Consider the following 25905-nt stretch of genomic DNA (forward strand, 5'->3'; position numbering starts at 1 on the left):
TTTAATTAATTAAAGCAATGGAGCGATGAAGCATGGGATCAAAAAAGGTGTTACTCCCCGAAGGGGTACAGGATCTATTGATAGATGACTGTTTTTACCGTAGAGAAATAGAAAACGCCCTGATGAAGGATTTCCGTCGGTGGGGCTATATGGAGGTCAGCACCCCTACCCTGGAATACTATGATTTATTTTCTCAGGATTACTTAAACCAAAACGGGGACAAAATGTTCAAGCTAATTGATACCAATGGCAGTCTATTGGTTCTTAGGCCCGACTGTACCATTCCCATCGGCAGATTGGTGGCCACCAAGATGAAGGATTTTGTTCACCCCCTAAAGCTCTGCTATATTCAAAATGTGTTTCGAATTGACCGGGAGCAGGCAGGGAAAAAAAGAGAGTATCGTCAGGCAGGGGTAGAGTTTTTTGGCGTTAGGGGCCCCCAGGTCGATGCTGAGGTGATCATTACCGCCATTGAAAGTCTGTTAAACCTGGGTTTGTCAGATTTTCAAATGGAAATCGGGCAAATTACCCTTTTAGAGGATATGATCAGGGGATTGGCCATGGAATCTGAAGCCAGGGAGCAGTTAATGAATGCCCTTGAAAATAAGAATCTACCAGAAATAGACCGTTTAATAGAAGGGCTGTCAATTAAGGGGGAAACCGCTCAAATATTAAAGAAGCTGCCCCGGCTCTTTGGAGACCCCAAGGGGGTGTTAAGGGAGCTGAAGCAGTTGAATTTGGCAGAAGAAGCAAGGGAAAGGGCCAAGGAGCTGGCCCAGGTGGTAGAGATCATTGAGGCCTACGGCTATTACGACTACATTTCCCTGGATTTAGGTATGGTTTCCCATATTGGGTATTATACCGGAATTGTCTTTAAGGGTTATACTAAGGATTTAGGCGTGGTGTTGGTTAGCGGAGGCCGGTATGACAAATTATTAGATGAATTTGACCTCACCTGCCCTGCCATTGGCTTTGCCTTTATACTCAATAAAATAACAAAGGCATTAAAAATTCAACAGAAGCTAAAGGAATCTCAAGAAATACATGTACTGGTGGTTAACCAGGCAGCAGACAGGATTCAGGCCCAGGTATTAAAAAAGGCCAGAGCAGAAGGATATATTGCAGAGGCCAGCCATTTAACCGAGGCTGAAGACATAAAGGATTACTGCATAAGAAGAAAGGTTGACGAGATTTGGTATGTGAAAAAAGACGGTACCATTTCGGTGGTGCCAGTACAGGGGGAAAGGTAATGGAGACAATTAAGCTGGCCCTGGCTAAAGGACGCCTGGCAGAGGATGCAATTGCCTTACTGGAAAGGATTCACCTGGACTGTAGTCCCTTAAGGGAAAAAAATAGAAAGCTGGTATTTGATTTACCCCACAGCCAAATTCAGGTGGTGCTGTTAAAGGCCCTGGATGTTCCCACCTATGTGGAGCATGGGGTGGTGGATATGGGCGTAGTGGGGAAGGACGTACTCCTTGAACAGGAAAGGCTGCTATATGAGGTGGCTGATCTAAAGTTTGGAGCATGCCGTCTGGCCGTGGCAGGGAGGCCCCAGGCCTGCTGTGCCAAGCATATGAGGGTGGCTACTAAATATCCCAACGTGGCCAGGAGATATTTTGCCAATAAAGGCCAATCGGTGGAAATTATTAAGCAGGAGGGCTCTGTGGAATTGGCCCCTTTGTTGGGGCTGAGCGATGTAATTGTAGATATTGTGGAAACCGGCAATACCTTAAGGGATAACGGCCTGGTGATTTTAGAGGAGGTAGCCCAAGTCAGTGCCAGGCTGGTGCTGAATAAGGTAAGCTACAAAACCAAGCAGGAGCCCATTACGAAAATAGTAGAGGCAATCAACAGAAGTATTTTTTAAGGGGGACAAAAAATGATTAAAACCTATCAGTACAGCCAACTTGATTATGAGGCCCTTCAGCAGCAGTTCAATACCCGTAATGACCTGGATTTTAAAAAATATAATCAAAAAGTACAGGAAATTCTGGATGGTGTTATGGAAAGGGGCGACGGTGCCCTGTTGGAATATACCCGGGCCTTTGATGGGGTCACAATAACCTCGGCAGACCTGCTTGTTTCAGAGGCAGAGTTTGAAGAGGCCTACGACCTATTGCCTAAGGATTTTGTAAAGGCCCTGCAGCTGGCCATAGAAAAGATAACAGCCTACCATAGTCGCCAAAAAGAAAATTCCTGGTTTGCCTATGAGGAAAAGGGGGTTGTGCTGGGCCAAAAAATTACAGCCTTGTCCAGTGTAGGCCTCTATGTTCCAGGGGGGACGGCGGCTTATCCCTCCTCGGTGCTGATGAATGCCATTCCGGCAAAGGTGGCAGGGGTAAAGCGAATTACCATGGTGACACCCCCCATGGCCACAGGAAGGGTGAATCCGGGGGTACTGGTGGCAGCCCGGGAGCTGGGAATCCGAGAGGTTTACCGGGTTGGCGGAGCCCAGGCGGTGGGGGCCCTGGCCTTTGGAACCGAAACCATACCCAAGGTAGATAAAATTGTGGGGCCAGGGAACATTTATGTGGCCACAGCTAAGCGTTTGGTCTATGGCTATGTAGATATTGATATGATTGCCGGGCCCAGTGAAATACTGGTTATTGCCGATGAAAGTGCCAATCCTGCCTATGTGGCGGCCGATTTACTTTCTCAGGCAGAGCACGATGAACTGGCATCCTCCATCTGTATCACCAATAGCAGCGCCATGGCCGCCGCTGTTAAGCAGGAGCTGGTGAAGCAAGTCCCATTCCTTGAAAGGCGAAATATTATCGAAAAGTCCTTGGCTGATTATGGTGCAATTATTATTACAAAGGACCTGATTGAGGCGGCCCACCTATCGAATCTCATTGCACCGGAGCATTTGGAACTATGTGTGGAAAAGCCCTTTGAGCTAATGAACCATATTGAAAATGCCGGGGCCATCTTCCTAGGCCACTATGCCCCTGAGCCCCTGGGAGATTACATGGCAGGCCCTAATCATGTACTGCCCACCAGTGGTACCGCCCGGTTCTTTTCACCCCTGGGGGTGGGTGACTTTATAAAAAAATCCAGTGTGATCTATTATGAAAGGGAAGCCCTGGGGGCCATTCGGTCGGAGATCATGACCCTGGCCCGGCAGGAGGGGCTGACTGCCCATCAAAATGCCATAAAAGTGAGGTTTGATAATCATGATGAATCAATTGGTTAAAAAAAGTGTTCAGCAGCTAACCCCCTATGAGGTGAAGGAGCTGAAGGGGATGATCAGGCTTGATGCCAATGAAAATACCCGGGCTTCCTATTTGCTTAATCAAAAAATCGGCCGGGCTTTGATGGAGGTACCCGTCAATCAATATCCCGATTCCGATGCCCGGGAGCTAAGGAAGGTTCTTGGAAAGGAATTAATGGTGAGCCCGGAAAAAATAATCGTAGGCTGCGGGTCAGATCAATTAATTTCCATGATTCTTCAAGCCTTTATTGATCCGGGAGACAAAATATTAACCCAGGCCCCAACCTTTTCAATGTATAAAATCTCCAACCAAATTGCAGGGGGTGAAACCATGGAGGTTCCCCTGGAGGAAGAATTTAAATTTAACCTGTCCAGCTTTTTAAGGGCCATAGGGGAAAATAGACCCAAAATCGTGTTTTTGACCAATCCCAACAATCCAACGGGGGGAGTGATTCCCCGGGAGCAAATTATTAAGATCATTGAATGTACCAATGGCCTGGTGGTGGTAGACGAAGCCTATTACGAGTTCTATGGTGAAAGCGTCGTAGACTTGACCGGCTACTATCATAATCTAATGGTCTTACGAACCCTTTCCAAGGCCTACGGCCTGGCTGGGGCCAGAGTGGGCTATGGCATTGCCTCAAGGGAAGTCACTGATATATTAAATCGGGTTAAGCCCCCGTACAATGTCAGCAGTTTAGATCAGCAGGCTGCCCTGGTCTGCTTGGAAAACAAGGCCGCCCTGGAAGGAATGATCGAGGAAATTTTATCAGAACGAAGGCGGCTGGAGGCCCTCATGGGGGAAATTGAGGGAATTGAGGTCTTTGAAAGCCATGGGAATTTTATTCTCATTAAACTGAAGAAGGCCAGGGGGCTTTATGAGCATCTGTTCCATAACGGGCTGCTGGTACGGTATTTTGGGGAGCAGGGGCCGCTGGCCGGCTGTCTTAGGGTTACCGTTGGCACAGAAAAGGAAAATAACACCTTCTTGGGGCTTCTGGATGAATATTTGAATGTGACACCAATGTCGGAAGGAGCAGTGGGATGAGACAATTTGAAGGTAAACGGCAAACTAAGGAGACCAGTATCGACTTAAGGCTGGTTCTATCTGGTGGGGGCCAGAGAAAAATCAATACAGGCATCGGCTTTTTTAACCATATGCTGGAGCAAATTGCCCGCCATGGTCTTTTAGATTTGGAAATTCAAGCCCTGGGTGACCTTGAGGTGGATTATCACCATACCGTAGAGGATGTGGGGATTTTACTGGGGAAGGGGATTCAGGAAGCCCTGGGGGATAAGGCGAAAATAAAGCGCTATGCAACGGCCTTCACTCCTATGGATGAGGCCCTTTCCATGGTGTCACTGGATATTAGCGGCAGACCCTATCTTCATTATGATGTGGCCTTCACTGGGGAATTTACTGGCAGCTTTGAAGTACAATTGGTGGAGGAGTTTTTCAGGGCCGTGGCCTTTAACAGTGGCATCACCCTTCATATGAAGCTTTTACACGGGAAAAATAATCATCATATCATTGAAAGCTTGTTTAAGGGCTTTGGTAGAGCCCTGGGGGAGGCAGCAGAAATGGATGATCGGATAGAGGGGGTTCGATCCACCAAGGGGCACCTGTGATGGGTCAATCTAAGGAGGAGTGAGTGTGATTGCGATAATAGATTACGGAATGGGAAATTTAAGAAGTGCCCAGAAGGCCCTTCAGCAGGTGGGGCTTGATGCAGTGGTAACCAACGACAAAAAGGTCATAGTCGATGCCAGGGCCATTGTTCTTCCCGGTGTGGGAGCCTTTGCCGATGCCATGGAGCAGCTGAGGCAGCAGCAGCTCAATGGGCTGATTCTCAAGGAATATAAAAAGGGTAAACCCCTGGTGGGGATTTGTCTGGGGATGCAGTTATTCTTTGAATATGGACTGGAGGGGGAGCCCTGCCGGGGACTTTCCCTGCTTTCGGGGGATATTGTTAAAATTCCACCGGGAAACAAGGTTCCCCACATGGGATGGAATCAACTGGTGATCAGGGGAGAAAGCCCCCTCTTAAGGAACGTGGAGGAAGGAGAATTTGTCTATTTTGTACATTCCTACTATGCAGCTGTGAAGGATACCACAGTAGTAAAGGCCGTAACGGATTACGGCAACCCCTTACCGGCCCTGGTGGAGGGAGAAAATCTTTATGGTTTGCAGTTTCACCCTGAAAAAAGCGGGGCAACGGGGCTGAAAATACTGTCAAATTTAAGGCAGGTGATTGTATGATAATTTATCCCGCCATTGACATTAAGGGGGGCAAATGTGTTCGTTTAACCCAGGGCCTTAAAAATCAAGAAAAGGTCTATTACGACTGGCCCCAGGAGGTAGCCCGATTGTGGCAGGAAAAGGGTGCCCGGTGGCTCCACGTGGTGGACCTGGACGGGGCCTTTGGGGGAAGGGCCCGGAACTATGAAATTGTAAAGGAGATGGTGACTTCGGCCACGATTCCCATTCAAATTGGCGGTGGCATACGGAGTTTAGAAAATATAGAGGCATGGCTGGCCCTGGGCATCAAACGGGTCATATTGGGGACAAAGGCCCTGGAGGACCCGGTGATGCTGAAGGAAGCCCTGAAGCGGTTCTCTGAAGAAATTGTGGTTTCAATCGATGCCAAAAACGGCCTGGTAACCACCGAAGGCTGGGTGAAGACCAGCAGTATCAAAGCCGTGGATTTTGCCATGAGGCTGGAGGAACAAGGAGTAAGGCGTATTGTCTATACCGATATCAGCCGGGATGGAATGCTCTCGGGCCCCAATTTTGAGGCATTAGAAAACCTTAAAGGGGCCGTCGGGCTCGAGATAATTGCTTCGGGGGGAATAAGCAGCCTAAAGGATTTGACTGCCTTACAGAGAATGGGAATTGAAGGAGCTATTGTGGGGAAGGCCCTTTACGAGGGACGGATTGACTTAGCTGAATTGGGGGAATTTAAATGATTGCCAGGAGAATTATTCCCTGTCTGGATGTGATGCGGGGCAGGGTCGTAAAGGGTGTAAACTTTGTCAATTTAATTGATGCAGGGGACCCGGTGGCTGCTGCGGTGGAATATAACCGGCAGGGGGCAGATGAGCTGGTTTTTTTAGATATTACAGCATCCCATGAGGAAAGAGGGATCCTGCTGGATGTGGTAAAGCGTACAGCCGAGGCGGTCTTTATTCCCCTTACGGTGGGGGGCGGTATTGGGAGCCTGGAGGATTTTCGGGAGGTTTTGAAAAGCGGGGCCGATAAAGTGTCCCTTAATTCAGCCGCCGTCAAAGACCCTCAGCTGATACAGCGTTGTGCCAGGCGCTTTGGCAGCCAGGCGGTGGTGGTGGCCATTGATGTGAAAAGGCAAAGGGATGGAAGCTACCATGTCTATGTCAAGGGGGGACGCCAGGATACGGGTCTTGATGCCCTTCAATGGGCTAAGAAGGTAGAGAACCTGGGAGCAGGAGAAATTCTGTTGACCAGCATGGATCAGGACGGAACCAAGGCAGGCTATGACCTGGAAATCACGAGACAAATCAGTCAACAGGCAACCATTCCTGTTATTGCCTCCGGGGGAGCCGGTACCATGGAGGATTTTTACGAAGCCTTTACCGAGGGGGCGGCCGATGCTGCCCTGGCGGCATCCCTCTTTCACTTTAAAGAGGTGGAAATCCCCCTGCTAAAGGATTACTTAGCCCAAAAGGGTATTCAAATGAGGAGGCTGTCAAAATGATTGACCTAAAGGACCTAAAGTACAATGAAGCAGGCTTGATTCCTACCGTGGTGCAGGAATATCATACAAAAGAGGTTTTAATGGTGGCCTACATGAGTTTAGAGTCCCTTCAAAAAACCCTGGAAACAGGGGAAACCTGGTTTTTCAGCCGAAGCCGGCAGGCCCTGTGGCACAAGGGAGAGACCTCTGAAAACATTCAAATGGTCAAGGCCATAGACTATGACTGTGACCAGGATACCCTGCTGGTTTGGGTGGTTCAAAGGGGAAATGCCTGCCATACGGGGGCCAGAAGCTGCTTTTTTAATCGCCTGTATGATGCCGGTGAAGCGTCCTTAAACCGGGATATTTTGTTTGAGCTCTATGGGGTCATAGCCCAGCGTAAGGACCGGCCCAGGGAGGGCTCCTATACCAGCTACCTCTTTGAGAAGGGAATCGATAAAATCCTAAAGAAGGTGGGGGAGGAAACCGCTGAGGTAATTATTGGGGCCAAAAATCCCGATACAAAGGAGCTGGTTTACGAGACGGCGGATCTACTGTACCATCTGCTGGTGCTTTTGAATGAACGGGAAATACCGCTGGAGGCCGTATTGAAGGAATTAGAGGAACGACGATAGCTTGATGGGAATGGATATTGACAGCAGATACCATTCCCTTAATAATTTTTTGATGACATGATTTGATCAATACAGGACAGGCTAATGGAAGAAAATATTTTTAAAATTAATCGAACATATGTTTGATTTTTTCGTTATTTATGATAAAATATAGATAAATTTTAATGGGGTGGAGGGGTCCCGATGGATATGGAAAATAAACTGAAAATCCTTGCTGATGCAGCCAAATATGATGTTTCCTGTTCCTCCAGCGGTAGTAATCGAAAAAATACAAGGGGAGGAATCGGCAATGCTGCTGCCTGTGGGATTTGCCATAGCTGGTCCGACGATGGCAGGTGTATTTCCCTGCTGAAAATATTACTTTCCAACGAATGTGTCTACGATTGTGTCTATTGCATTAACCGGGTGTCAAATCAGGTGCCCAGGGCCACCTTCACTCCCCAGGAAATAGCAGAACTGACCATCAACTTTTATCGGCGTAATTATATCGAGGGCCTCTTTTTAAGCTCTGCCGTAACCAAAAACCCCGATTATACCATGGAGCTGCTACTAAATACCGCCAGGCTTCTGCGGGAAGAATATCGATTCAATGGATATATTCATATGAAGGGGATTCCCGGGGCCGATTCCCTGCTGATCGCCCAGGCCGGCAGATATGTAGACCGGATGAGTGTAAACATCGAGCTGCCCAGCAGTCAGGGGCTAAAGCTCCTGGCCCCCCAAAAGAAAAAGGAGGCCATTCTCAAGCCCATGGGCCTGATTCAACACCAGATTCATCAAAGCCAAGAGGAGAGAAGACAATTCAGAAGGGCGCCCTCCTTTGTGCCGGCCGGCCAAAGCACCCAGCTGATTGTAGGGGCTACCGGAGACGACGATTTTAATATCCTCAGGCTTTCAGAGGGATTATACAATCGCTATGAAATGAAGCGGGTTTACTATTCCGCCTATGTACCGGTGGTGACCCATCCCAATTTGCCCGCCTTTACCAATCCCCCCACCCTGAGGGAGCACCGGCTTTACCAGGCAGACTGGCTTTTACGGTTTTATGGCTTTACCTCAGGGGAGCTTTTAAATGAAAGCCAGCCTAATTTTGATATTGCCCTTGATCCCAAGTCTGATTGGGCCCTCAGAAGCCTTGACCAGTTCCCCATAGAGATTAACCGGGCAGAGTTTGAAATGCTTTTAAGGGTGCCGGGAATTGGAGTGAAATCGGCCCAGCGAATTATTGCCGCCAGAAGAATGGCACCCATCAGCTTTGATGGCTTGAAGAAAATAGGAGTAGTGCTGAAAAGGGCAAAGTACTTTATTACCTGTCAAGGAAAATACTATGGTGAGGTGGGTATGAAGGAAAACCTAATTCGCCAATGTCTAATTGCTCCCCCCGTAAAAAAATCCTTTCAAATGGATCAGGGAGAGCAGCTTTCCTTCTTAAACCAGCTGGTACCCCTCAAGCTGGAAAATATACAAACCATTGTGACGGGTGAGCTATAATGATTATTTATTTATATGACGGTACCTTTGAGGGCCTGCTAACAGCGATATATGAGGCCTATTATACCGGGCCCAGGCCAGATCAGATCATGCAGCAGGCCACCTTTCAGCCTAATCTGGTGGATGATACCCGATTTATCACAACCCAACAGGAAAAGGCCGACCGGGTATATCATTCCATAGGCAATAAAATATCAAGACGGGCCCTAAGAAATGTATATGGCGTCTTCCTTTCAGAGGTGCCCCAGGCGGGAACCATTATCTACCGGTATTTAAGACTGGGATGGAAGCTGGGGCCCAAGGTAGACCTTAATCTGATCCATGATGATGTGCTGCCTGTGCATCAAATCAATCTGAAGGTCAGCAGAGAAACCCATCGAATGCTGGGGCTTGTTAGGTTTCAACTGTTGGAAAGGGGCCTATACTATGCCCCCATCGAGCCCGACCACAATATTGTTGCCCTGATTGCTCCCCATTTTGCCAGGAGAATGGCTGATCAGCCTTGGTTAATCCACGATTTGAAAAGGGGCCTGGGGGCCCTTTATAACGGTCGGGAATGGATTCTTACCGATGTGTCCCAGGAGCAGCTTCCTGAAATGGCTGCTGAAGAATCCCATTTCCAGGAGCTATGGAAAACCTATTTTAAGCATATTGCCATTCCTGAAAGGCGAAATCCAAAACTCCAAAGAAGCCTGATGCCAGCCCGATATTGGAAGCATTTAACGGAAAAACAAAAATAGACAATACCGTCAAATCAGAGTAGACTTTTACTTTCCCATCACTTGTGTTAAAATGTAGGTTGGAAGATTGTTGAAGTCTACGGAGGCGGTAGTATGACAAATAAACGATTCATTGATCTCAGACCCTATCGGGAAGTGATTTTTTTAACGATCATTACGGTGCTAAAGCTGATGGTTTTTCATCGCTTTATGGGAATTACAGAAGGCTATTGGCAAATTACCCTATTAAATGGATTAACCGCTGCCAGCATCTATTTGCTGGTAAACATGGTGAGGCAGCCTAAAAGGATCAAGTTCCTACTGGGCACCCATTTAATTCTGTCTATTCTTTTCTTTGCCAACACCATGTATTTCAGCCACTTTTATACCTTGCTTCCGGTACATATCTTTTACCAGGCCAAGCACCTGAAGGGCGTTTCCAGCAGTGTAGGCTCCCTGCTGCGGCTTGATTACCTGTTATTTTTTGGCGATGTTATTCTTCTATTCATCATTGCCAGGAAAGAGGCCTGGGTACCAATTGAATTAAAGCGTAAAAATAGATTAATTACCTATCTGGTGATCATATTAATGATTTTCTCTGCCTGGGGTGGAAGCAGTGGCTTACCTGGCAGGGAAGAGGGCTATTATACCCCCTTTAACCTGGGAATGATCAATTACCATTTTTATGACCTTCTATCCTTTATGGGACAGGTTGAAGCCCATCCTGTAGAGGAGACAATGATACAGGAAATTTTAGAAGAGCCCCATAGAGATAACGGTCAATATTTTGGTCTGGCCCGGGGAAAAAATGTCTTTGTAATTCAGGCGGAATCACTGCAGAGCTTCGTACTGCAAAAACAGACAAACGGGCAATGGATTACACCTGTATTAAATAATCTGATAGAAAATGATTCCTTTTTCTTTTCTCGATATTATGAACAGGTGGGCTGGGGAAATACCTCTGATGCCGAATTTGTTTCCCAGACGGGCTTGCATGCTTCCCTGAAAAATTTCAGCTATAAGCAATATGAAGAAAAGGACCTGGTGAGCCTTCCCAAGCTGTTAAAAAGGCAAAACTATCAAACGGCAGTCTTCCATGGTAATGAAGAGAGCTTTTGGAACCGAAATAACTTTTATCCCACCTTGGGGGTCGATAATTTTATAAGTCTTGAGGATTTGGAGGAGGATGAAATAATTGGGATGGGCTTAAGCGACCGTTCTCTGTTCCGGCAGTCCATCACCCATTTAAAATCCTTTGAAGAACCCTTTTACTCCTTTTATATCACCCTTACCTCCCATTACCCCTATACAATTGAGGAGGAGGATCAGGGACTGCAATTGGATGAAACCTATCAGGATACAATTTTGGGTGGATATTTTCAAACAGTTAATTACCTTGACAGGGCCATAGGGGAATTTATAGAAGCCCTCAAGGAGGCGGGCCTTTACGAAAACTCCATCATTATTATTTATGGTGATCACCATGGTATTAAGCTCCATGATGAAGAAAGCTCGGCCCATATAGAGGAATTTCTTGGCAAGGAGTATTTAGAGGATGAAATGCTAAGGGTACCTCTGATTATACATGTGCCTAATTCAGGCATACAAGAAGAAATTACCCGAGTTGGAGGTCAAGTGGATTTTCTGCCAACGGTGGCTAATTTGATGGGGATCGATATAAGCCCCTTCACCCTTATTGGCAGGGATTTATTGAACACTACAGATTCCTTTGCCCTCAACCAAATTCACACAGCTAAGGGCTCCTTTATTCAAGATGATGTGATGTTTATTATGGCCCGGGATGGGATTTTTGAAAATAGTAAGGCCTGGAATATAAAAACGGGTGAACCTGTTGATATTGAACAGTGCCGAGCCGGCTATGAACGGGCCATGGCAGAAATTCAGCTTTCAGAGTATATTTTGGAGAATAACCTAATTATGATGAAAAATAAACATTTTTGGGAACATTAGAGACTGTCAATGGATAAAAAGTTAAAATAAAAATATATGTATCAAAGAGGGAGCAGCTTTTTACAGCTGCTCCCTTTCTAAATTGAAAGGGCTTTGGGTAGCAGAATTCATAAATATAGTGGCTTCGCTATGGAAACTCGATACAAGCTTTGTTAAAGCTCTATGGCATCAAGCGTAAAAATGAAGGGCGAATGCAAAATGAATTTTCGATTGAAGGACTACGTTAAGGGCCATTACCCAGGGTGAGGGTATGGAATCGTTGACAAGGTGGTAAAAAGTGCCTATTATACAAGAAAATATAAAATAATAGACTAGATATACTTGACAAAAAAAACAAGCTTCCTTATAATTGTATATACAACATAACAAATGCAGTACAACTATAGGAGTGATGTTTTTTGAAAAAAGTATCAAAGCAAAGTGCTTTGCCCCTTTACTATCAACTGAAGGAGAGTTTGGTTGAGATGATTGAAAATGAAGAGTTGAAACCAGGCGATCCTATCCTCCCTGAGCTTGAATTATGTAAATTACATAACATAAGCCGAATGACGGCTAGAAAGGCCATAATGGCCCTAGTGAATGAAGGATTGTTATATAGAGAGCAAGGAAAAGGTACCTTTGTATCAAAACCAAAAGAAAGACGCCAAATATCCAAATTAAAAGGATTTTCTGAGGAAATGGAGGAGAAGGGTTTAAAAACAAGCACTAAACTTCTATCCTTCAATATTAAAAAAGCAACTAAGAAAATTAAAGCTCATTTACAATTGACTGATGATAACGATTTAATAATCGAAATAAGAAGATTAATGATTATTGAGAATGAGCCATTTTCCTTGGAGACAGTATGTATACCTCATTATATGTGTCCAGATATCACAAAGGAAACAATTGAAGGTAATTCTTTATATAAGCTTTTGAGTGAAAACTATAACTATGTTATGGACTATGCCAAACAAAGTATAGCGCCAATAATTCCTGATGAGTACGAAAGTAGCATGTTAATGATACCGAAGGATACAATGGCTTTATTATTCAAAAGGAAATCATATTTAGTAGACGGCAGAGTAATTGAATATACAAAATGTATATACAGAAGTGATAAGTATAAGTACGAGATCATACTGACTCCTTAATGGACAAGTTAAAATAACATAGAAACAGAATTAGGGGACAAAAAATGATATTGACAATTACAATGAAATGAGTAAAAGCTGCTAATATTATTACATAGGCCTTGAGGTGATATCTGTGAGTAGATACGAAATATTATTACGTTTTGTTCTTTCAATCTTTGTTGGAGGGCTTATTGGTTATGAGAGAGAATATCAAAATAGGCCCGCCGGCTTTATTACACATATACTGGTATGTGTTGGGGCAGCAATAATTGCTATAATTCAAGTACTCATAGTTGAAGATTCAATAAATATGATGGTAACGTTTCCACAACTATCTAATGCCCTTAAAGCAGATAGTAGCAGGCTTATTTCACAAGTTGTATCTGGTGTAGGATTTCTTGGTGCCGGCTCAATAATACATAACAAAGGTTCTGTTACAGGACTTACAACTGCCACTACACTTTGGGTGGTGGCATGTATTGGTATCGCCACAGGTATGGGTTATTATTTTCTAAGTATAGTATCTGCTATTGGAGTTTGCTGCGTACTGGTTATATTAAAGAGAGTTAAATTTAGAATACAGAGTAAAAGTAGTTACAAAGAACAACAAAACGAAAATAGCATATAATTTTTTTTGAAGTATAAAGAAATAAAATTTCATTGAGTGATTAGTTTTTTAGTATTTTTTTTTCAAAACATTTCACTATGACTATCATCAAAATATAGAAGCTACCGCTACAAAAAAACCTTACTTTAAGCAAGGGTCATATAAAAAAGGCTTTAATAGCAATTAAATAAATATAAGAGGAGGATGTACATGAACAAGCGTTTTAAATCAAAGCTTTTAGTCTTATTACTACTTGCCTTAATATTATCTACTAGCCTGACTGGGTATGCAGTAGATTATAACATCAGTAGTATAACAGATGAACAGCAAGTTTTAGTCAATCAGGTACCTGTTGATTCTCAAATTGATCCTAGGTTTCCTGAAGAAGAGCCTACTAATCGGCTATATGCTCAAGGTAGGAGGGTATTTAAAGGATATGAGGGTCAAGGCAAAATAATTGTAGAAAATCATGGTGCACAATCAGCTTCTGTATATGTAAATGGTAAATTAGTATCTATCAATGATGCACTTAAAGATAAAAATGGAACAGCTGATATAGACATAAGCAAGTATACAGTTACAGGAGATAATACATTGAAGGTCTTATACATCCAACCTGAGGATTCATACATAAATATATTTATTCCATATCCCGAACTTACAATTGGCAAACCAAAAGACGTTGGATTTTCAGAGAAGAAATTAGCTCAAATAGATAAGCTTATTAATAAAGAAGTGAAAGCAGGCTTTCCCGGTGCTGTGTTGTTAATAATGAAGGATGGAAAAATCATCAAAAATACTGCATATGGATACAAGCTTAAATACGATGGCGATAAGATACTTAATGATTTTGAAGCTATGGACACGGACACTTTATTTGACCTCGCTTCTAATACTAAAATGTATGCTACTAACTTAGCTATACAAAAACTTGTCAGTGAAGGGAAAATCGCTATAAACGACTTAGTATGCAAGTATATTCCAGGTTTTACTGGTGAAACAAGAGAAAACATTAGGGTTAGAGATTTATTAACTCATTCAGCTGGATTCGCAGCGAGCATTAAATTCTATATGCCAGACAATCCTTATGGTGAAGCGTTCCATTCTCTCGATAGAGAAAAAACACTACAGCTTTTAGAAAAGGCGCCATTAGAATATCCGACTGGAACAAAAACGATCTACAGTGACACTGATTACATGCTTTTAGGATATATCATTGAAAATGTTACTGGTGTTAGATTAGATGAATATGTTGAGAACAACATATATAAGCCTTTAGGGTTAACCCATACAGTATTTAACCCGCTAGAAAAAGGATTTGAAAAAAAAGACTGTGCAGCAACAGAAACCATGGGGAATACAAGGGGAGGATCAAGAGATTTTCCAAGTATAAGAAGCTATACCCTTCAAGGTGAGGTTCATGATGAGAAGGCTTACTATTCAATGGGTGGAGTTTCAGGACATGCTGGGCTATTTTCTACCGCTTCAGATATGGCTGTTTTATGTCAAATAATTTTAAACCGAGGAGGATATGGCAGCCTTCAAATATTTGATAAGGAAGTATTGGATCAGTTTACTAAGCCATCTGAAAACGATATCACATTTGGATTGGGATGGAATCGAGCTGGAAACACAGATAAGGTATGGCAGTTTGGTCCCTATGCTAGTAATATAGCAATCGGTCATACAGGATGGACTGGAACACTTACACAAATTGACCCTAAGCATGATATGGCCATCGTTCTTTTAACTAATAAGAAACATTCAGTTTGTAATGACGACAGCTTTGAAGGTGACGTATATGAAACAGGAATGTATGGGAGTATAGTTTCTCTAGTTTATGAAGCACTGCTAGAGCGTAAATAAACTATCAAATATAAAAATGAGGGGGTTATTTAAATGGCTAGCTCAAATGCTAGGGTAATTAGTGAGAATATTTTAGAAAAGGTCGGCGGAAAGGAAAACGTTTTATCTGTAACACATTGTGCAACTAGGTTAAGGTTAGTTATTAAGGATAAAAACCTGATCAGTAAAGAAGCCCTTAACAAAGTTGATGGAGTAATGGGTGTTGTAGAACAAAGTGGACAGCTTCAGTTAATACTTGGGCCTGGAACAGCTGGTAAAGTAGCTGTTGAATTTGGAAAGCTGACGGGAATCAAGGTAGGAGTTGAAGATGAAGTTACAGTAAGAAAAGAAGAGCTTAAAGCAAAAAATAGTACTCCGTTTAAATTATTTCTAAGGCATTTATCTAATATATTTATACCACTAATACCAGCATTCATTGGGTGTGGAGTGATATATGGACTAGCAAAAATATTTTCAAATCAAGAGTGGATTAATGAGAATACTTATAGTATCTTATCTGTAATAGGTAAATCAATATTTACGTATATGAATATAATGGTTGGCATTAATGCTGCTAAAGAATTTGGTGGAAGTCCATCATTAGGTGGTGCTATAGCAGGTATTTTGAGCTCTTCTAGCCTTGAAAAAGTAGTCATAGGCGGCGAAAACCTAGTTCCTGAAGCCGGTGGAATCATTGCTGTATTAATAGCTGTTATATTTGGTGCTTGGCTCGAAAAGAAACTTAGAAAAGCTATGCCCTCTGTAATTGATTTAATCGCCACACCTACAATTGTGCTCTTAGTAGTAGGTTTTGGCAGCCTATATATTTTCCATCCACTGGGAGCATACCTATCAGGTGGACTTAGTTGGGTAGTAAATACATCTATTCAAAAAGGCGGCATACTGATTGGTGCTGTTTTATCAGGTGCATTCCTACCACTTGTAATGACTGGTCTTCATAGGGCACTTACACCTATTGAAGTAAGTCTGCTGAAGGAAACAGGGTTTGACTTGTTAAGACCTATTCTAGCTATGGCTGGAGCAGGACAAGTAGGTGCTGGATTGGCCATTTACTTTAAAACAAAAAGCAAGAGACTTAAAAAGATCATTGGTAGTTCATTACCTGTTGGTATGTTAGGAATTGGTGAACCTCTAATGTTTGGTGTTACTTTACCACTAGGCAAACCATTCTTAACTGCTTGTCTAGGTTCAATGGTGGGTGGTGCATATATATCATTAACTAAGGTTGCATCAATTGGTATTGGATTATCTGGCTTACCTTTAACATTATTAATCCCTTCTGACATGGTTTTAAATTATTTAATTGGTACATTATTAGCCTATGCAGGTGGTTTTGTTCTAACATATTTCACAAAATGGGAAGATATGGTTGATGACACTGTATCTGTAGAAGAAAATAGTGTATTAAGCGAAGTTCTTAACATCAAATAGTAATAAACTTGGAGGGATAGCTATGAAGTTTGATTTTCATATGCACTCAGTTTTCTCTGATGGTAGTGCTAAGGTTGAAGAAATTTTTGAAATAGCGCAGAAGGCTTGCCTTTCTGCGCTGGCAATTACTGATCATGATACTACATTAGGCCTTGAAATTGTCAATAAGATGAGTAAAGAATATTCTATTCCGTTCATACCTGCTGTTGAATTTACAGCCGTTGAGAATAATCTTAAATTCCATGTATTGGCCTATGATATAGACCTTCAGTCTGAAGAGCTAAGGGAGTATTCTAGCAACCTACTAAATCATCTAAATAACAAATCAAGGCAGGAAATTAAACTAATGCAGGCAAACGGCATTGAAATCGATGAAAAAGAGTTTTTTAAAGAAAGTCATGGCGGCCCATTATATAGAGCTAAGCTTCTTAAGACCCTTACTAAATACGGATATTTAGAGCAAGAGGAGATTATGAGTTCATTAAAAGCCTTTTTTGGTAAGGATGCGCCTTACTATGTAGAGGATTCGTACAGCTATTATGATTTTCATCAGATATGTAAGCTAATTAAGAGAAATAATGGTATCATAGTATTAGCCCATCCTGGTAAAATCAAGAAGAAGGATGAAGCGCTATATAGCGAACTTATAAACAGCGAATTACTGGATGGAATTGAAATATACCATCCTGCTAATGACCACGAAGTTAAAACTGAGCTAATGAATATTGTAAATAGAAAAGATATACTGTTCACGGGCGGTTCAGACTATCATGGAGACTACAATAAGTTGAAAACTCCTATTTGTGGTATTTGGTTACCTGATGAGGTTTATGATAATCTTAAGCCATATATAAAAAATAAATAGTAAAATATTAACCAGCTGAAGTAATAACCTCAAAGTTGATTCATGATACAGTGTTTTACTAATACACATTGAATGATATAATACTTACATGATAATTTGAAAACTTGGAGGTTCTTCTATGAGCAGTATTACTAGAATAAACAATCTGAAAAATGATTTTACCTCATCTGAAAAAAAAATAGCTGACTTTATAATAGGTAATGTAGACAGGGTTTACAATTCAACTGCATCTGAGCTTGCAAATCTTATTAATACCAGCCCTGCAAGCATAATCCGATTTTCACAAAAGCTCGGATATGAAGGCTTTCAAGAACTAAAAATCGCCCTGGCAAAGGAAGTACATCATAATGAACTTAACGAGGACAAAATATACGAAAAAATAACTATTCATGACTCAATGAATGATATTGTAAATAAACTTGCAGCTGAAAGTATAAGTGCTATTAAAAATACAGTAAAGCTTGTAGATGAAAAAGCATTAGTCGATGCAATAGAAGCTATAAGCTCTGCAAGAAGAATCAATATTTATGGAGTTGGAGGCTCTTCTTTAGTCGCACAAGACCTTCAGTATAAACTAGTTAGGATAGATATGCCTGCTTATATCCACACAGATATTCACCTTCAGCTTGTATCTGCTGCTAACATTACCAATAAAGATGTTGCGATTGCCTTTTCTCATAGTGGTAAGACCATAGAGACCTATAGAGCCATGGAGATTTCAAAACAAAGGGGAGCCAAAACAATTTCAGTTACGGGATTTGGTAAAAATCCTATAAGTGATCTTGCAGATATAAAAATATATACAACTAAAGTTGAAAGAACCCTTAGAATGGGAGCCATTGCTTCAAGAATAGCCCAGCTTACTATTGTTGATATACTTTTTATAGGAATAGTAAAGAGTAACTTTTCGACCATTCCAGGATATATTCAACAAACCAGTGATATTCTTAAAGAATTTAAAATGGATAAGTAGCAGCTTTTTTATATTTTTCATTGACCGATCCCTTAGGTAACGTATTACACTGTCTATAGGAGGTGGTTATGATGAAAATCAGTGAAGTTATGAAGCTGACAGGGTTAACAAAAAGGGCCATAGGCTTTTATGAGCAGGAAGGACTAATTACCCCTGCTGTTGATCAGGAGAACAGCTATCGGAATTTTGGGCCTGATGAAATTTCACGTTTAATGCAAATTTCCCTGCTTCGACAGCTTGATTTTAGTGTGAGTGAAATTAAGAAAATCCTCAATGAGCCTGATCAATTAAGGGAAATACTAACGCTTCATCTGGAAAAAATCAAGCATAAAATGGATCGATTGGAAACCAATAAGGTTTTAATAGAGGATTTAATCCAGGAAGCAAAACCTACCTTATCCCCCAAGGAATATACTGTAAAGCTGCAAAAACTAAAAGATGCCCTGGAGCTGGAGGATCAGGAAAAATACGGCTACATGAAAAGACAGCTGTTGAGGATCTTTCCCGGCGCCTTAGGAAAAATTCTAACCCTTCATTTTGCTCCCTTTTTAAATGAAGAAATTGATACTGAAGAAAAAAAGCGGGCGTGGTTAGAGCTCATTCACTTTTTAGACAAGCCAGAAGTGATAAAATACCCTGATGAATATGAAAAAGCTTTAGCCCAAATGTCTGAGGAAGATCTGGAGGAGATGACCCAATATAATCAGGCTAGAATGGACAGGCTGCTTAAGGCATCTGAACAGGAGTTCGAGGATATAAAAACAGAAACGATGGAAGCTATTAAGGTAAGCCTTGCCAAAGAGAGCTTCCAGGAATTACACAATAAAATGAAACAGGTAAACGAGCCAATTAAAAAACGGATGAGTGAAATTGGTTATTACGATCTATTTATTAAAAATATGTGTATTCTAAGTCAAGATTATGATCAGTACCAAAAACGCCTCAAAAGGCTTAATGATGAATTGGGGCTAAGCTATGACTCAGAAGGTAATATACAATTTAAAAAATAATGACCAGAGAACAGCCAATTAATTGACTGTTCTTTTTTTACATATTTGTTGCTATTTTTAGTATCAGACCATGGCGGTAATCACTATACTTTAAACTTTTAAGATAAAATATAACTTTTTAAGTTTCATAAAGTGTAATAATATGGTACCATAGTATTATTATAGTAGAATTTATATAAAATTGTAGAAATAGGAAGGGGAAAATGGAGCATGAAACATAAGGAATTTATAATCGTATTATTAATCACTATTCTAATGGTACCCGCAGCAGCGACCGTAGAGGCAGCTCAACAAAACAGCTTCAGGGATTTAACCAATCATTGGTCAAGGGAGTTTGTACTGAAGCTGACAGAAAAGGGTATATTTGAAGGTTACGCCGATGGCACCTTTAAGCCAAATAATAATATTACCGTAGCCGAATTTATAACGATCGTCACCCAGGTGATGGAGCTGGAAATGGTTCCTGATGATGGCCCCTGGTATCAAATGTATATCAATGCCGCTCTAAATGCCAGTCTGGTAGTACCAGGGGAGTTTTCAAGTACCGACTTCAACCGCCCGATTACCAGGGGAGAAATGGCAAGGATGATTGCCCGAGGTTTGGAGCTGGCTCCGATAGAAGGGAATACCCACTATAGCGATAGCATTCAAACTCCTGTTAAGTACCGGGGATACATCAATGCTATCACTGAATTAAATATTGTAAATGGATATGCCGATGGCAGCTTTGGTTACGACCGTAATATGACCCGGGGTGAGGCGGCAACAATTATTAGCAGAATGCTCCAGGTACAGGCAGGAGAAGTGCTGCCGGTGGCTGGTGCTATTGAAGGCTTTGTGGAGCCGGAGTTAAGTGTTGAGCCTAATGTCATGTTTAGAGGGGGAGGAGATGTTTTTTCAATCCAGATAGCTAATATTGATGAATATACCGACGAATATCTGTTTAAGGCGGAGTGTATTAGTTTTCCTGAGTTAAATTATTGGGAAGCCTTTGACGGAAAGGGTGTATACAAACAAGATATGACTGTATGGAGAGACCGGACATTTATTAAAGGGTGGAGTAATAAGATAATTCATGTACCAATGGCCGGCTTCAATTTTAAAAATGGTCAGGAAATTACTTATCGAATCACGATTCAAAAAAGAGGTCAAGAGAAGCACTATTATATAACGGGGGTTATTGAGGATTATGGGTTTGGTTATTTTAATTAAGAGGGAGTTATACTCAATATGAAAAAAAGCAATTCAGCATATAAGTTTCTAGTCAGTATTTTACTATGCTGTATCATGGTTTGTCAGATTTTACTCCCATTAGATACAGTTTATGGGGCAGAAATTGATTTTCCACCGTCATGGTTCGGCTCAGATGGAATAATGGATTATCATCGAATGGAGTTTCCGGGAGTGACTAAACCCAGAGCTGGATTCACACTGCTCAACACAAATACAGGGAAATCTCAAACTACTGATATGAGTAAGTATCCGTATGGCGACGGCGCCCCCGCCCCCTCCACCCTGAAGGCTCTGGCAGGAGATAACATTCAAATTGAAGATAATTCAGAAATCGGTTCAGGAACAGCCATCACCAGCTATGAACTGCAAATCATTGAAACCAATGTAGATGTTCGGTATTCAGGGCATAAACCCACTCTACTTTCCAATTATCTATTGCCTAATTCAGGCCAGTTTAGATTTTATCTAAATGTAAGGGATAATTCCCCTCCCACAGAGCCCTGGGGAATGGGGAATTTCTCTGAAAATGGTGTACAACGATCATTGGGGTATAATATTTTAGGTGAACTGGGTTGGTGGTATTATACTCATGTTAATGTGGAGGCCAGAGAAGGAAGGCTTACCGTTGAGACAAGAAAATTAAATGATCCAGATGATAGGGGGAATGGGGTTTTAATCAATTCGGAGGTAAGGAATGTTACCTCTGGTACAACCGTGGTGACGGCCCCTTACATTGCAAATCATGAATTAGTAGGATATAGAAAGGCCATGGCAGAAAACGATGAAGCTGCCATGTACAATGCAGTAAGTGGCCATCGCCAGAATGGCAGCAGTACAAATCTTGATTTTAACTATGATAATCCTTCCGGTGCGGTGATCTTCTACTATATAGAGGGAGATTCCCCACCACCAGGCGGCGGAGAAGAGGGGAATGTAACCATTACCTTCAGCCCCGATTCCACCCAGGCAATCGGCGGAAAAACCCGAGACAACAACAGCTATTGGGTTAACCAAGATATACCCGTTACCGTCAGTGCCACAGGAGAAATTACCATGACCAACACCGCCAGCCGGAGCTATAGCTACACCTATCAATGGGAGGAGGTTATACCGCCTAACCCCGATGGCACAGGTGGCGGCACCGTCACCCGTACCGGCACAGGCTCCGGCAGCGAGCAGCAAGAATACACCGAAAAATTCACTCCGGCGAGACTGAAAATTGCAGGCACCGCAGGAGTTGATACCACCATACCCAATGGCAGCAACGTGACCATTACCAAAGAAGAAAAAAATATGAAGCTGACAGCCCAAGTAGCAGGCTGGAATCGAGGGGCCAGAGAATGGATCGAAACAGGCGAACCCAATCCCTCACCGCCCCAGGGAACAGTTGTTTCAGCCAGATGGACAGGGGGGCAGCCACCGACGGGGCCAGAGCCCACCGACACCTTCCCGGCAGAGTCAGGCCACTATTCATTAGACAAAACCCCACCAGTCATACGAATCAACTACAGTCCCCAAAAAGATTGGTGGAGCAACAGCGACTTCCATATAACCATCCAGGCCGACGACCAATCCCAGCAGGGAGCAGCCAACGTATCAGGCATGAACAACAGCCATATAGACATTACCAATAACAGCTATACAGGCAACAAGCCCTATATGGGCAAAAGAGACATACCCCATAGCCACAGCAGCAGCTACAGCTATAGCCAAAGCATCACCATCAACCAGGACGGCCTTTATCAAATCCCAATAACACTTCAAGACCTGGCAGGCAACAAAGGCATCATAGAAATCAACGGCAGAACCGTCACAACCAATGGCACCTGGACCGAGGGAGACCTGCCCCTGGACAAAACCAATCCCGAGCCGGCCAGGTTCAGCATGACCCCCAACAACCCCTTCGGGGCCACCAAAACCATTGACAGAGTTCCGGTGAAGCCTCCGGCCTATACCGTCTCCCAGGAGCCCCCAGGCTTCGAATACACCCTGGATCAGAATCAAAACAAAATACAAATCCACCTGGACGACAACCTGTCAGGAATCGGCAGCCATGGCCAATACAACAGCCACACCGACAGCAGTCGACTACAATACGCCTGGTCCAAGAGCCATCAGCAGCTCACCGAGCCGGGAGGCTGGCAAAACTACCATCAACACTACAGCAGCACCAACAGCCTGCTAAGAGAGCACATACAACCCCGGTGGAATCCCCCGGACTACACCCAATACCTGGGCCGCAGCACCCAGATACTAGACCCCCATCTGGGAAGCCCCCAGTACAGCCAGCAAAAAGAAGGACTATGGTACCTGCACATCAAACAGACCGACAGAGCTGGAAACCAGACCATCACCGTTAGTCCGCCCATTTACATCAACAAAATCAAAAACCTGAGAATCATAGGAATTGCCGACTACAAATGGGAGGCCATCTTCCAAAACCATAACCGGCAGCCCACCCCCCTACAATACCAGGGAATCAGAACAAGAGAATTCCCCATCTACACCAACCGATGGGGCCACGGCACCGCCCTGGGCTATCAGACCCGGTACAAAATAGACACCATAGGCTACGAAGATCCCCAGGACCAAATCCAAATCCAGGTACAATACCATGCCCTGGACAACCAGCGGAACCTCTACAAAAATGTAGACATCTACCTCCTGAACAAAGCAGGAAAATACGTCAGAATAGACGACATCAACAATCCCCAATGGGATGAACAAGTCCAATACTATTACCAACAATCCAGAAACATCATCCTAAGGCCCCAAAACAAAGAAGCCATCCCCTACGAAGCTGACAGAGAAGAAGGCAGCCAGCAAAGAATCCGTCACAGCCAGGATCAGGCCAAAGAAAAATACAACACCTACGAAAGCCACCTGTTTCTGCCCTATCATGCCAAGTTTGTCAGAAGAGGCTATCCCTTAGACCTGTTCCAGAAAAGAGGACTACAAGAATACCAGGTACTCATCACCTTCCAGGTGACCGGTAAAAAAGGCCATCAAGCCATAGCAGAACTAGACTACACCCAAAAAGAAGACCAGTGGGCCAAAGACAACAAATGGCACCAAAGCCCCCCCACCGAATACAACAGCTATGGAAAAAACCGGCCCACCAACGCCGACCTATTGGGAAAGGGCATCAACAAAGGAGAAGTAATCTGGTGGGAGCTATACCGCACCATACAGGATGATTTTCAATTGAACAGATATTGGTAAACGCCTAATTTCAATAAAAAAGGATAACAGCAAGCAAAATATGCTGTTATCCTATTCATTTATTATTTATTATCTTAATCCTTGAATGAATACAATTAGAATGGCTATTGGAGCAACGTATTTAATCACAAAGGCCCAGAAGCCTGCCATCTTGAAGCTGATTTTACCGTTATTGGAGGCTTCCTTAAGGGCATTATCAATACCCCAGATCCATCCGATGAAAATACATAGGAACAGACCGCCAAGGGGCAGTAATATATTACTGGCAAAGAAATCTACAGAGTCGAAAATATCCAGCCCTCTAAAGGGTCGAATATGATTCCATGGTCCTTGGGCCAGGGAAGAAGGCACACCGATTAAGAAGACCACAAGGGCAAGAATCCAGGTCGCTTTTTTTCGACTCCATCCCCAGGCATCTACCACATAGGAAACGGATGTCTCCAGCAGTGAAATAGAAGAGGTCAGAGCCGCAAACAATACCAATAGGAAGAATAATACTGCAAATAAACTACCTAAAGGCATTTGTGAAAATACAGCAGGCAGTGTGATAAATAAGAGCCCAGGGCCTTGATCTGGAGCCAGACCAAAGGCAAATACAGCAGGTAATACTATTAATCCAGCCATTAATGCAACACCGGTATCGATAAAGGGAATGGTAAAGGCACTTTGAGGCAGATTTTCATCCTTGCTCAGGTAACTACCGTAGGTAATGATGACCCCCATTCCCAGACTTAAGGAGAAAAATACCTGACCCAGGGCTGCCAACATAACATTGCCGTCAATTTTAGAAAAGTCTGGTACGAGTAAATATTTAATTCCTTCTACAGCACCTGGCAGGGTGATAGAACGAACCATAATCAAGAACATCATAACAAATAAGCTTGGCATTAAAATTTTACTGTATTTTTCAATACCGCCGCTAATACCGCCAATTACAATACCCATAGTAAGAATAACAAAGATTGCTTGATAAATAATTGGCTGTGTAGGATTAGAAATAAAGCCGCCAAAAATTCCGCTTAGGGTGTCTAAATCAGCTGTATTAAAGGCGCCGGTTAAGGCCTTTATAATATAGTTAATAACCCATCCGCCGATGACTGAGTAAAAGGACAGAATTAAATAGGAAGCCAGAACACCCAGTCCTCCAACCCATGCCCAGTTCTTTTTGAGCTTTCGATAAGCTCCGATGGCATTTAATTGAGTGTGTCTGCCAAGAACCAATTCTGCTAGCATAAGGGTAAAGCCTACCAATAGAAGCATTGCAAAATAAACAATTACGAATGCGCCTCCACCATTTTGTCCTGCAGTGTAGGGAAATTTCCACAGGTTACCTAAACCAACTGCTGAACCTGCTGCTGCAAGGATAAAGCCTATTTTGGAACTCCACTGGTCCCTGCTTTGTTTTTCATTTAAGTTCATTTAAATGGTTCCTCCTTTTTGTATAGAAGATTAGAATTGTGGAGAATAATAACTGGTTAACACCTCCTATAATTCCACAAAATTGGTAAAAGGGCTAATACATGTAGATTACCTATATCAGAAAATAGAGACATAGGCTAAATTGAAAGCTGGTGCAATTAGAGGAATGCAAAAAGAAAACGATTTCCTGATATTGGACAATATAGGAATTTACTATAATATTATAGTTATTAAAATTTTTTTGCAATCTACAATTTTATATTATAGTCTTATTAGCTTCAGGATGCAAGCGTTACTTTTTTAACAATTAAAATTTTCTGCTAATTTACATAATTCCAAATTAAAGGTATGTTAACCCAGAAAAGTGATGTCTATACAAATTGTAAAGAGGAATCTATTTGAAAATAAAAAAGCACCGCAGAAG

The 25905-nt window shown here is 42.7% G+C and carries 22 protein-coding genes; 21 read left to right on the top strand and 1 reads right to left on the bottom strand.

All coding sequences use genetic code 11. From position 1 onward, the window contains the following. The first annotated feature begins 32 nt into the window (after positions 1 to 32). The 21 genes from hisZ to ACYQ1I_RS07760 all read left to right on the top strand — a co-directional run bounded on the left by hisZ (position 33) and on the right by ACYQ1I_RS07760 (position 24062). Complete coding sequence (hisZ, locus tag ACYQ1I_RS07660; RefSeq protein WP_459763974.1) at positions 33 to 1250, top strand: ATP phosphoribosyltransferase regulatory subunit; 1218 nt, start codon at positions 33 to 35, stop codon at positions 1248 to 1250. After that, positions 1250 to 1870, top strand: coding sequence for an ATP phosphoribosyltransferase (gene hisG / locus ACYQ1I_RS07665; RefSeq protein ID WP_459763976.1), 621 nt, complete (start codon positions 1250 to 1252; stop codon positions 1868 to 1870). Before hisZ ends, hisG begins: the two co-directional genes overlap by 1 nt. A gap of 12 nt (positions 1871 to 1882) precedes the next feature. After that, positions 1883 to 3196 carry a histidinol dehydrogenase gene (gene hisD / locus ACYQ1I_RS07670; RefSeq protein WP_459763978.1) on the top strand — a complete coding sequence of 438 codons (1314 nt, stop codon included), beginning with the start codon at positions 1883 to 1885 and terminating at the stop codon, positions 3194 to 3196. Beyond that, positions 3177 to 4262, top strand: coding sequence for a histidinol-phosphate transaminase (gene hisC, locus ACYQ1I_RS07675; RefSeq protein WP_459763980.1), 1086 nt, complete (start codon positions 3177 to 3179; stop codon positions 4260 to 4262). The genes hisD and hisC overlap by 20 nt, the downstream gene beginning before the upstream one ends. Then, positions 4259 to 4843 (top strand): imidazoleglycerol-phosphate dehydratase HisB, encoded by a 585-nt coding sequence (gene hisB / locus ACYQ1I_RS07680; RefSeq protein WP_459763981.1) that lies wholly within the window; start codon positions 4259 to 4261, stop codon positions 4841 to 4843. The genes hisC and hisB overlap by 4 nt, the downstream gene beginning before the upstream one ends. A gap of 25 nt (positions 4844 to 4868) precedes the next feature. Further along, complete coding sequence (hisH, locus tag ACYQ1I_RS07685) at positions 4869 to 5474, top strand: imidazole glycerol phosphate synthase subunit HisH (RefSeq protein ID WP_459763983.1); 606 nt, start codon at positions 4869 to 4871, stop codon at positions 5472 to 5474. Further along, positions 5471 to 6181, top strand: a complete 711-nt coding sequence (gene hisA / locus ACYQ1I_RS07690) for a 1-(5-phosphoribosyl)-5-[(5-phosphoribosylamino)methylideneamino]imidazole-4-carboxamide isomerase (RefSeq protein ID WP_459763984.1) — start codon at positions 5471 to 5473, stop codon at positions 6179 to 6181. Before hisH ends, hisA begins: the two co-directional genes overlap by 4 nt. Further along, on the top strand, positions 6178 to 6945 hold the full coding sequence (gene hisF / locus ACYQ1I_RS07695; protein WP_459763986.1) for an imidazole glycerol phosphate synthase subunit HisF: 768 nt from the start codon (positions 6178 to 6180) through the stop codon (positions 6943 to 6945). Before hisA ends, hisF begins: the two co-directional genes overlap by 4 nt. Beyond that, complete coding sequence (gene hisIE, locus ACYQ1I_RS07700; RefSeq protein ID WP_459763988.1) at positions 6942 to 7559, top strand: bifunctional phosphoribosyl-AMP cyclohydrolase/phosphoribosyl-ATP diphosphatase HisIE; 618 nt, start codon at positions 6942 to 6944, stop codon at positions 7557 to 7559. Before hisF ends, hisIE begins: the two co-directional genes overlap by 4 nt. 183 nt (positions 7560 to 7742) lie before the next feature. Next, entirely contained in the window at positions 7743 to 9050 is a 1308-nt protein-coding gene (locus ACYQ1I_RS07705; RefSeq protein ID WP_459763990.1) for a putative DNA modification/repair radical SAM protein, read from the top strand. Next, positions 9050 to 9790 carry a TIGR03915 family putative DNA repair protein gene (locus ACYQ1I_RS07710; RefSeq protein ID WP_459763992.1) on the top strand — a complete coding sequence of 247 codons (741 nt, stop codon included), beginning with the start codon at positions 9050 to 9052 and terminating at the stop codon, positions 9788 to 9790. The genes ACYQ1I_RS07705 and ACYQ1I_RS07710 overlap by 1 nt, the downstream gene beginning before the upstream one ends. Positions 9791 to 9883: 93 nt before the next feature. After that, positions 9884 to 11740, top strand: coding sequence for an LTA synthase family protein (locus ACYQ1I_RS07715; RefSeq protein ID WP_459763994.1), 1857 nt, complete (start codon positions 9884 to 9886; stop codon positions 11738 to 11740). Between the two features lie 398 nt (positions 11741 to 12138). Beyond that, positions 12139 to 12873 carry a GntR family transcriptional regulator gene (locus ACYQ1I_RS07720; protein ID WP_459763996.1) on the top strand — a complete coding sequence of 245 codons (735 nt, stop codon included), beginning with the start codon at positions 12139 to 12141 and terminating at the stop codon, positions 12871 to 12873. Positions 12874 to 12988: 115 nt separating this feature from the next. Beyond that, positions 12989 to 13483, top strand: coding sequence for an MgtC/SapB family protein (locus ACYQ1I_RS07725; RefSeq protein WP_459763998.1), 495 nt, complete (start codon positions 12989 to 12991; stop codon positions 13481 to 13483). A 189-nt stretch (positions 13484 to 13672) separates the two neighbouring features. Beyond that, a complete protein-coding gene (gene pbp4b, locus ACYQ1I_RS07730) occupies positions 13673 to 15328 on the top strand; it encodes a penicillin binding protein PBP4B (protein WP_459764000.1) in 1656 nt (551 codons plus the stop codon). Positions 15329 to 15361: 33 nt separating this feature from the next. Beyond that, on the top strand, positions 15362 to 16759 hold the full coding sequence (locus tag ACYQ1I_RS07735; protein WP_459764002.1) for a PTS transporter subunit EIIC: 1398 nt from the start codon (positions 15362 to 15364) through the stop codon (positions 16757 to 16759). Positions 16760 to 16781: 22 nt separating this feature from the next. Then, positions 16782 to 17624 carry a PHP domain-containing protein gene (locus tag ACYQ1I_RS07740; RefSeq protein WP_459764004.1) on the top strand — a complete coding sequence of 281 codons (843 nt, stop codon included), beginning with the start codon at positions 16782 to 16784 and terminating at the stop codon, positions 17622 to 17624. Between the two features lie 118 nt (positions 17625 to 17742). Further along, positions 17743 to 18597: a MurR/RpiR family transcriptional regulator gene (locus ACYQ1I_RS07745; protein WP_459764006.1), complete on the top strand. Its 855-nt coding sequence runs from the start codon at positions 17743 to 17745 to the stop codon at positions 18595 to 18597. 71 nt (positions 18598 to 18668) lie between these two features. Continuing rightward, entirely contained in the window at positions 18669 to 19607 is a 939-nt protein-coding gene (locus ACYQ1I_RS07750; RefSeq protein WP_459764008.1) for a MerR family transcriptional regulator, read from the top strand. Between the two features lie 210 nt (positions 19608 to 19817). Further along, on the top strand, positions 19818 to 20819 hold the full coding sequence (locus ACYQ1I_RS07755; protein ID WP_459764010.1) for an S-layer homology domain-containing protein: 1002 nt from the start codon (positions 19818 to 19820) through the stop codon (positions 20817 to 20819). A gap of 18 nt (positions 20820 to 20837) precedes the next feature. Continuing rightward, positions 20838 to 24062, top strand: a complete 3225-nt coding sequence (locus ACYQ1I_RS07760; protein WP_459764012.1) for a hypothetical protein — start codon at positions 20838 to 20840, stop codon at positions 24060 to 24062. Between the two features lie 69 nt (positions 24063 to 24131). Here the strand turns inward: ACYQ1I_RS07760 and ACYQ1I_RS07765 are convergent, their stop codons facing one another. Further along, a complete protein-coding gene (locus ACYQ1I_RS07765) occupies positions 24132 to 25481 on the bottom strand; it encodes a sodium-dependent transporter (protein ID WP_459764014.1) in 1350 nt (449 codons plus the stop codon). Positions 25482 to 25905 lie beyond the last annotated feature (424 nt).

The sequence above is a fragment of the Alkaliphilus crotonatoxidans genome, assembly GCF_054658015.1.

Excerpts from the sequence above, each read along its gene's own strand:
- hisZ (WP_459763974.1), top strand. The coding sequence starts at position 33 with ATGGGATCAAAAAAGGTGTTACTCCCCGAAGGGGTACAGGATCTATTG.
- hisG (WP_459763976.1), top strand. The coding sequence starts at position 1,250 with ATGGAGACAATTAAGCTGGCCCTGGCTAAAGGACGCCTGGCAGAGGAT.
- hisD (WP_459763978.1), top strand. The coding sequence starts at position 1,883 with ATGATTAAAACCTATCAGTACAGCCAACTTGATTATGAGGCCCTTCAG.
- hisC (WP_459763980.1), top strand. The coding sequence starts at position 3,177 with ATGATGAATCAATTGGTTAAAAAAAGTGTTCAGCAGCTAACCCCCTAT.
- hisB (WP_459763981.1), top strand. The coding sequence starts at position 4,259 with ATGAGACAATTTGAAGGTAAACGGCAAACTAAGGAGACCAGTATCGAC.
- hisA (WP_459763984.1), top strand. The coding sequence starts at position 5,471 with ATGATAATTTATCCCGCCATTGACATTAAGGGGGGCAAATGTGTTCGT.
- hisF (WP_459763986.1), top strand. The coding sequence starts at position 6,178 with ATGATTGCCAGGAGAATTATTCCCTGTCTGGATGTGATGCGGGGCAGG.
- hisIE (WP_459763988.1), top strand. The coding sequence starts at position 6,942 with ATGATTGACCTAAAGGACCTAAAGTACAATGAAGCAGGCTTGATTCCT.
- ACYQ1I_RS07705 (WP_459763990.1), top strand. The coding sequence starts at position 7,743 with ATGGATATGGAAAATAAACTGAAAATCCTTGCTGATGCAGCCAAATAT.
- ACYQ1I_RS07710 (WP_459763992.1), top strand. The coding sequence starts at position 9,050 with ATGATTATTTATTTATATGACGGTACCTTTGAGGGCCTGCTAACAGCG.
- ACYQ1I_RS07715 (WP_459763994.1), top strand. The coding sequence starts at position 9,884 with ATGACAAATAAACGATTCATTGATCTCAGACCCTATCGGGAAGTGATT.
- pbp4b (WP_459764000.1), top strand. The coding sequence starts at position 13,673 with ATGAACAAGCGTTTTAAATCAAAGCTTTTAGTCTTATTACTACTTGCC.
- ACYQ1I_RS07735 (WP_459764002.1), top strand. The coding sequence starts at position 15,362 with ATGGCTAGCTCAAATGCTAGGGTAATTAGTGAGAATATTTTAGAAAAG.
- ACYQ1I_RS07740 (WP_459764004.1), top strand. The coding sequence starts at position 16,782 with ATGAAGTTTGATTTTCATATGCACTCAGTTTTCTCTGATGGTAGTGCT.
- ACYQ1I_RS07745 (WP_459764006.1), top strand. The coding sequence starts at position 17,743 with ATGAGCAGTATTACTAGAATAAACAATCTGAAAAATGATTTTACCTCA.
- ACYQ1I_RS07750 (WP_459764008.1), top strand. The coding sequence starts at position 18,669 with ATGAAAATCAGTGAAGTTATGAAGCTGACAGGGTTAACAAAAAGGGCC.
- ACYQ1I_RS07755 (WP_459764010.1), top strand. The coding sequence starts at position 19,818 with ATGAAACATAAGGAATTTATAATCGTATTATTAATCACTATTCTAATG.
- ACYQ1I_RS07760 (WP_459764012.1), top strand. The coding sequence starts at position 20,838 with ATGAAAAAAAGCAATTCAGCATATAAGTTTCTAGTCAGTATTTTACTA.
- ACYQ1I_RS07765 (WP_459764014.1), bottom strand. The coding sequence starts at position 25,481 with ATGAACTTAAATGAAAAACAAAGCAGGGACCAGTGGAGTTCCAAAATA.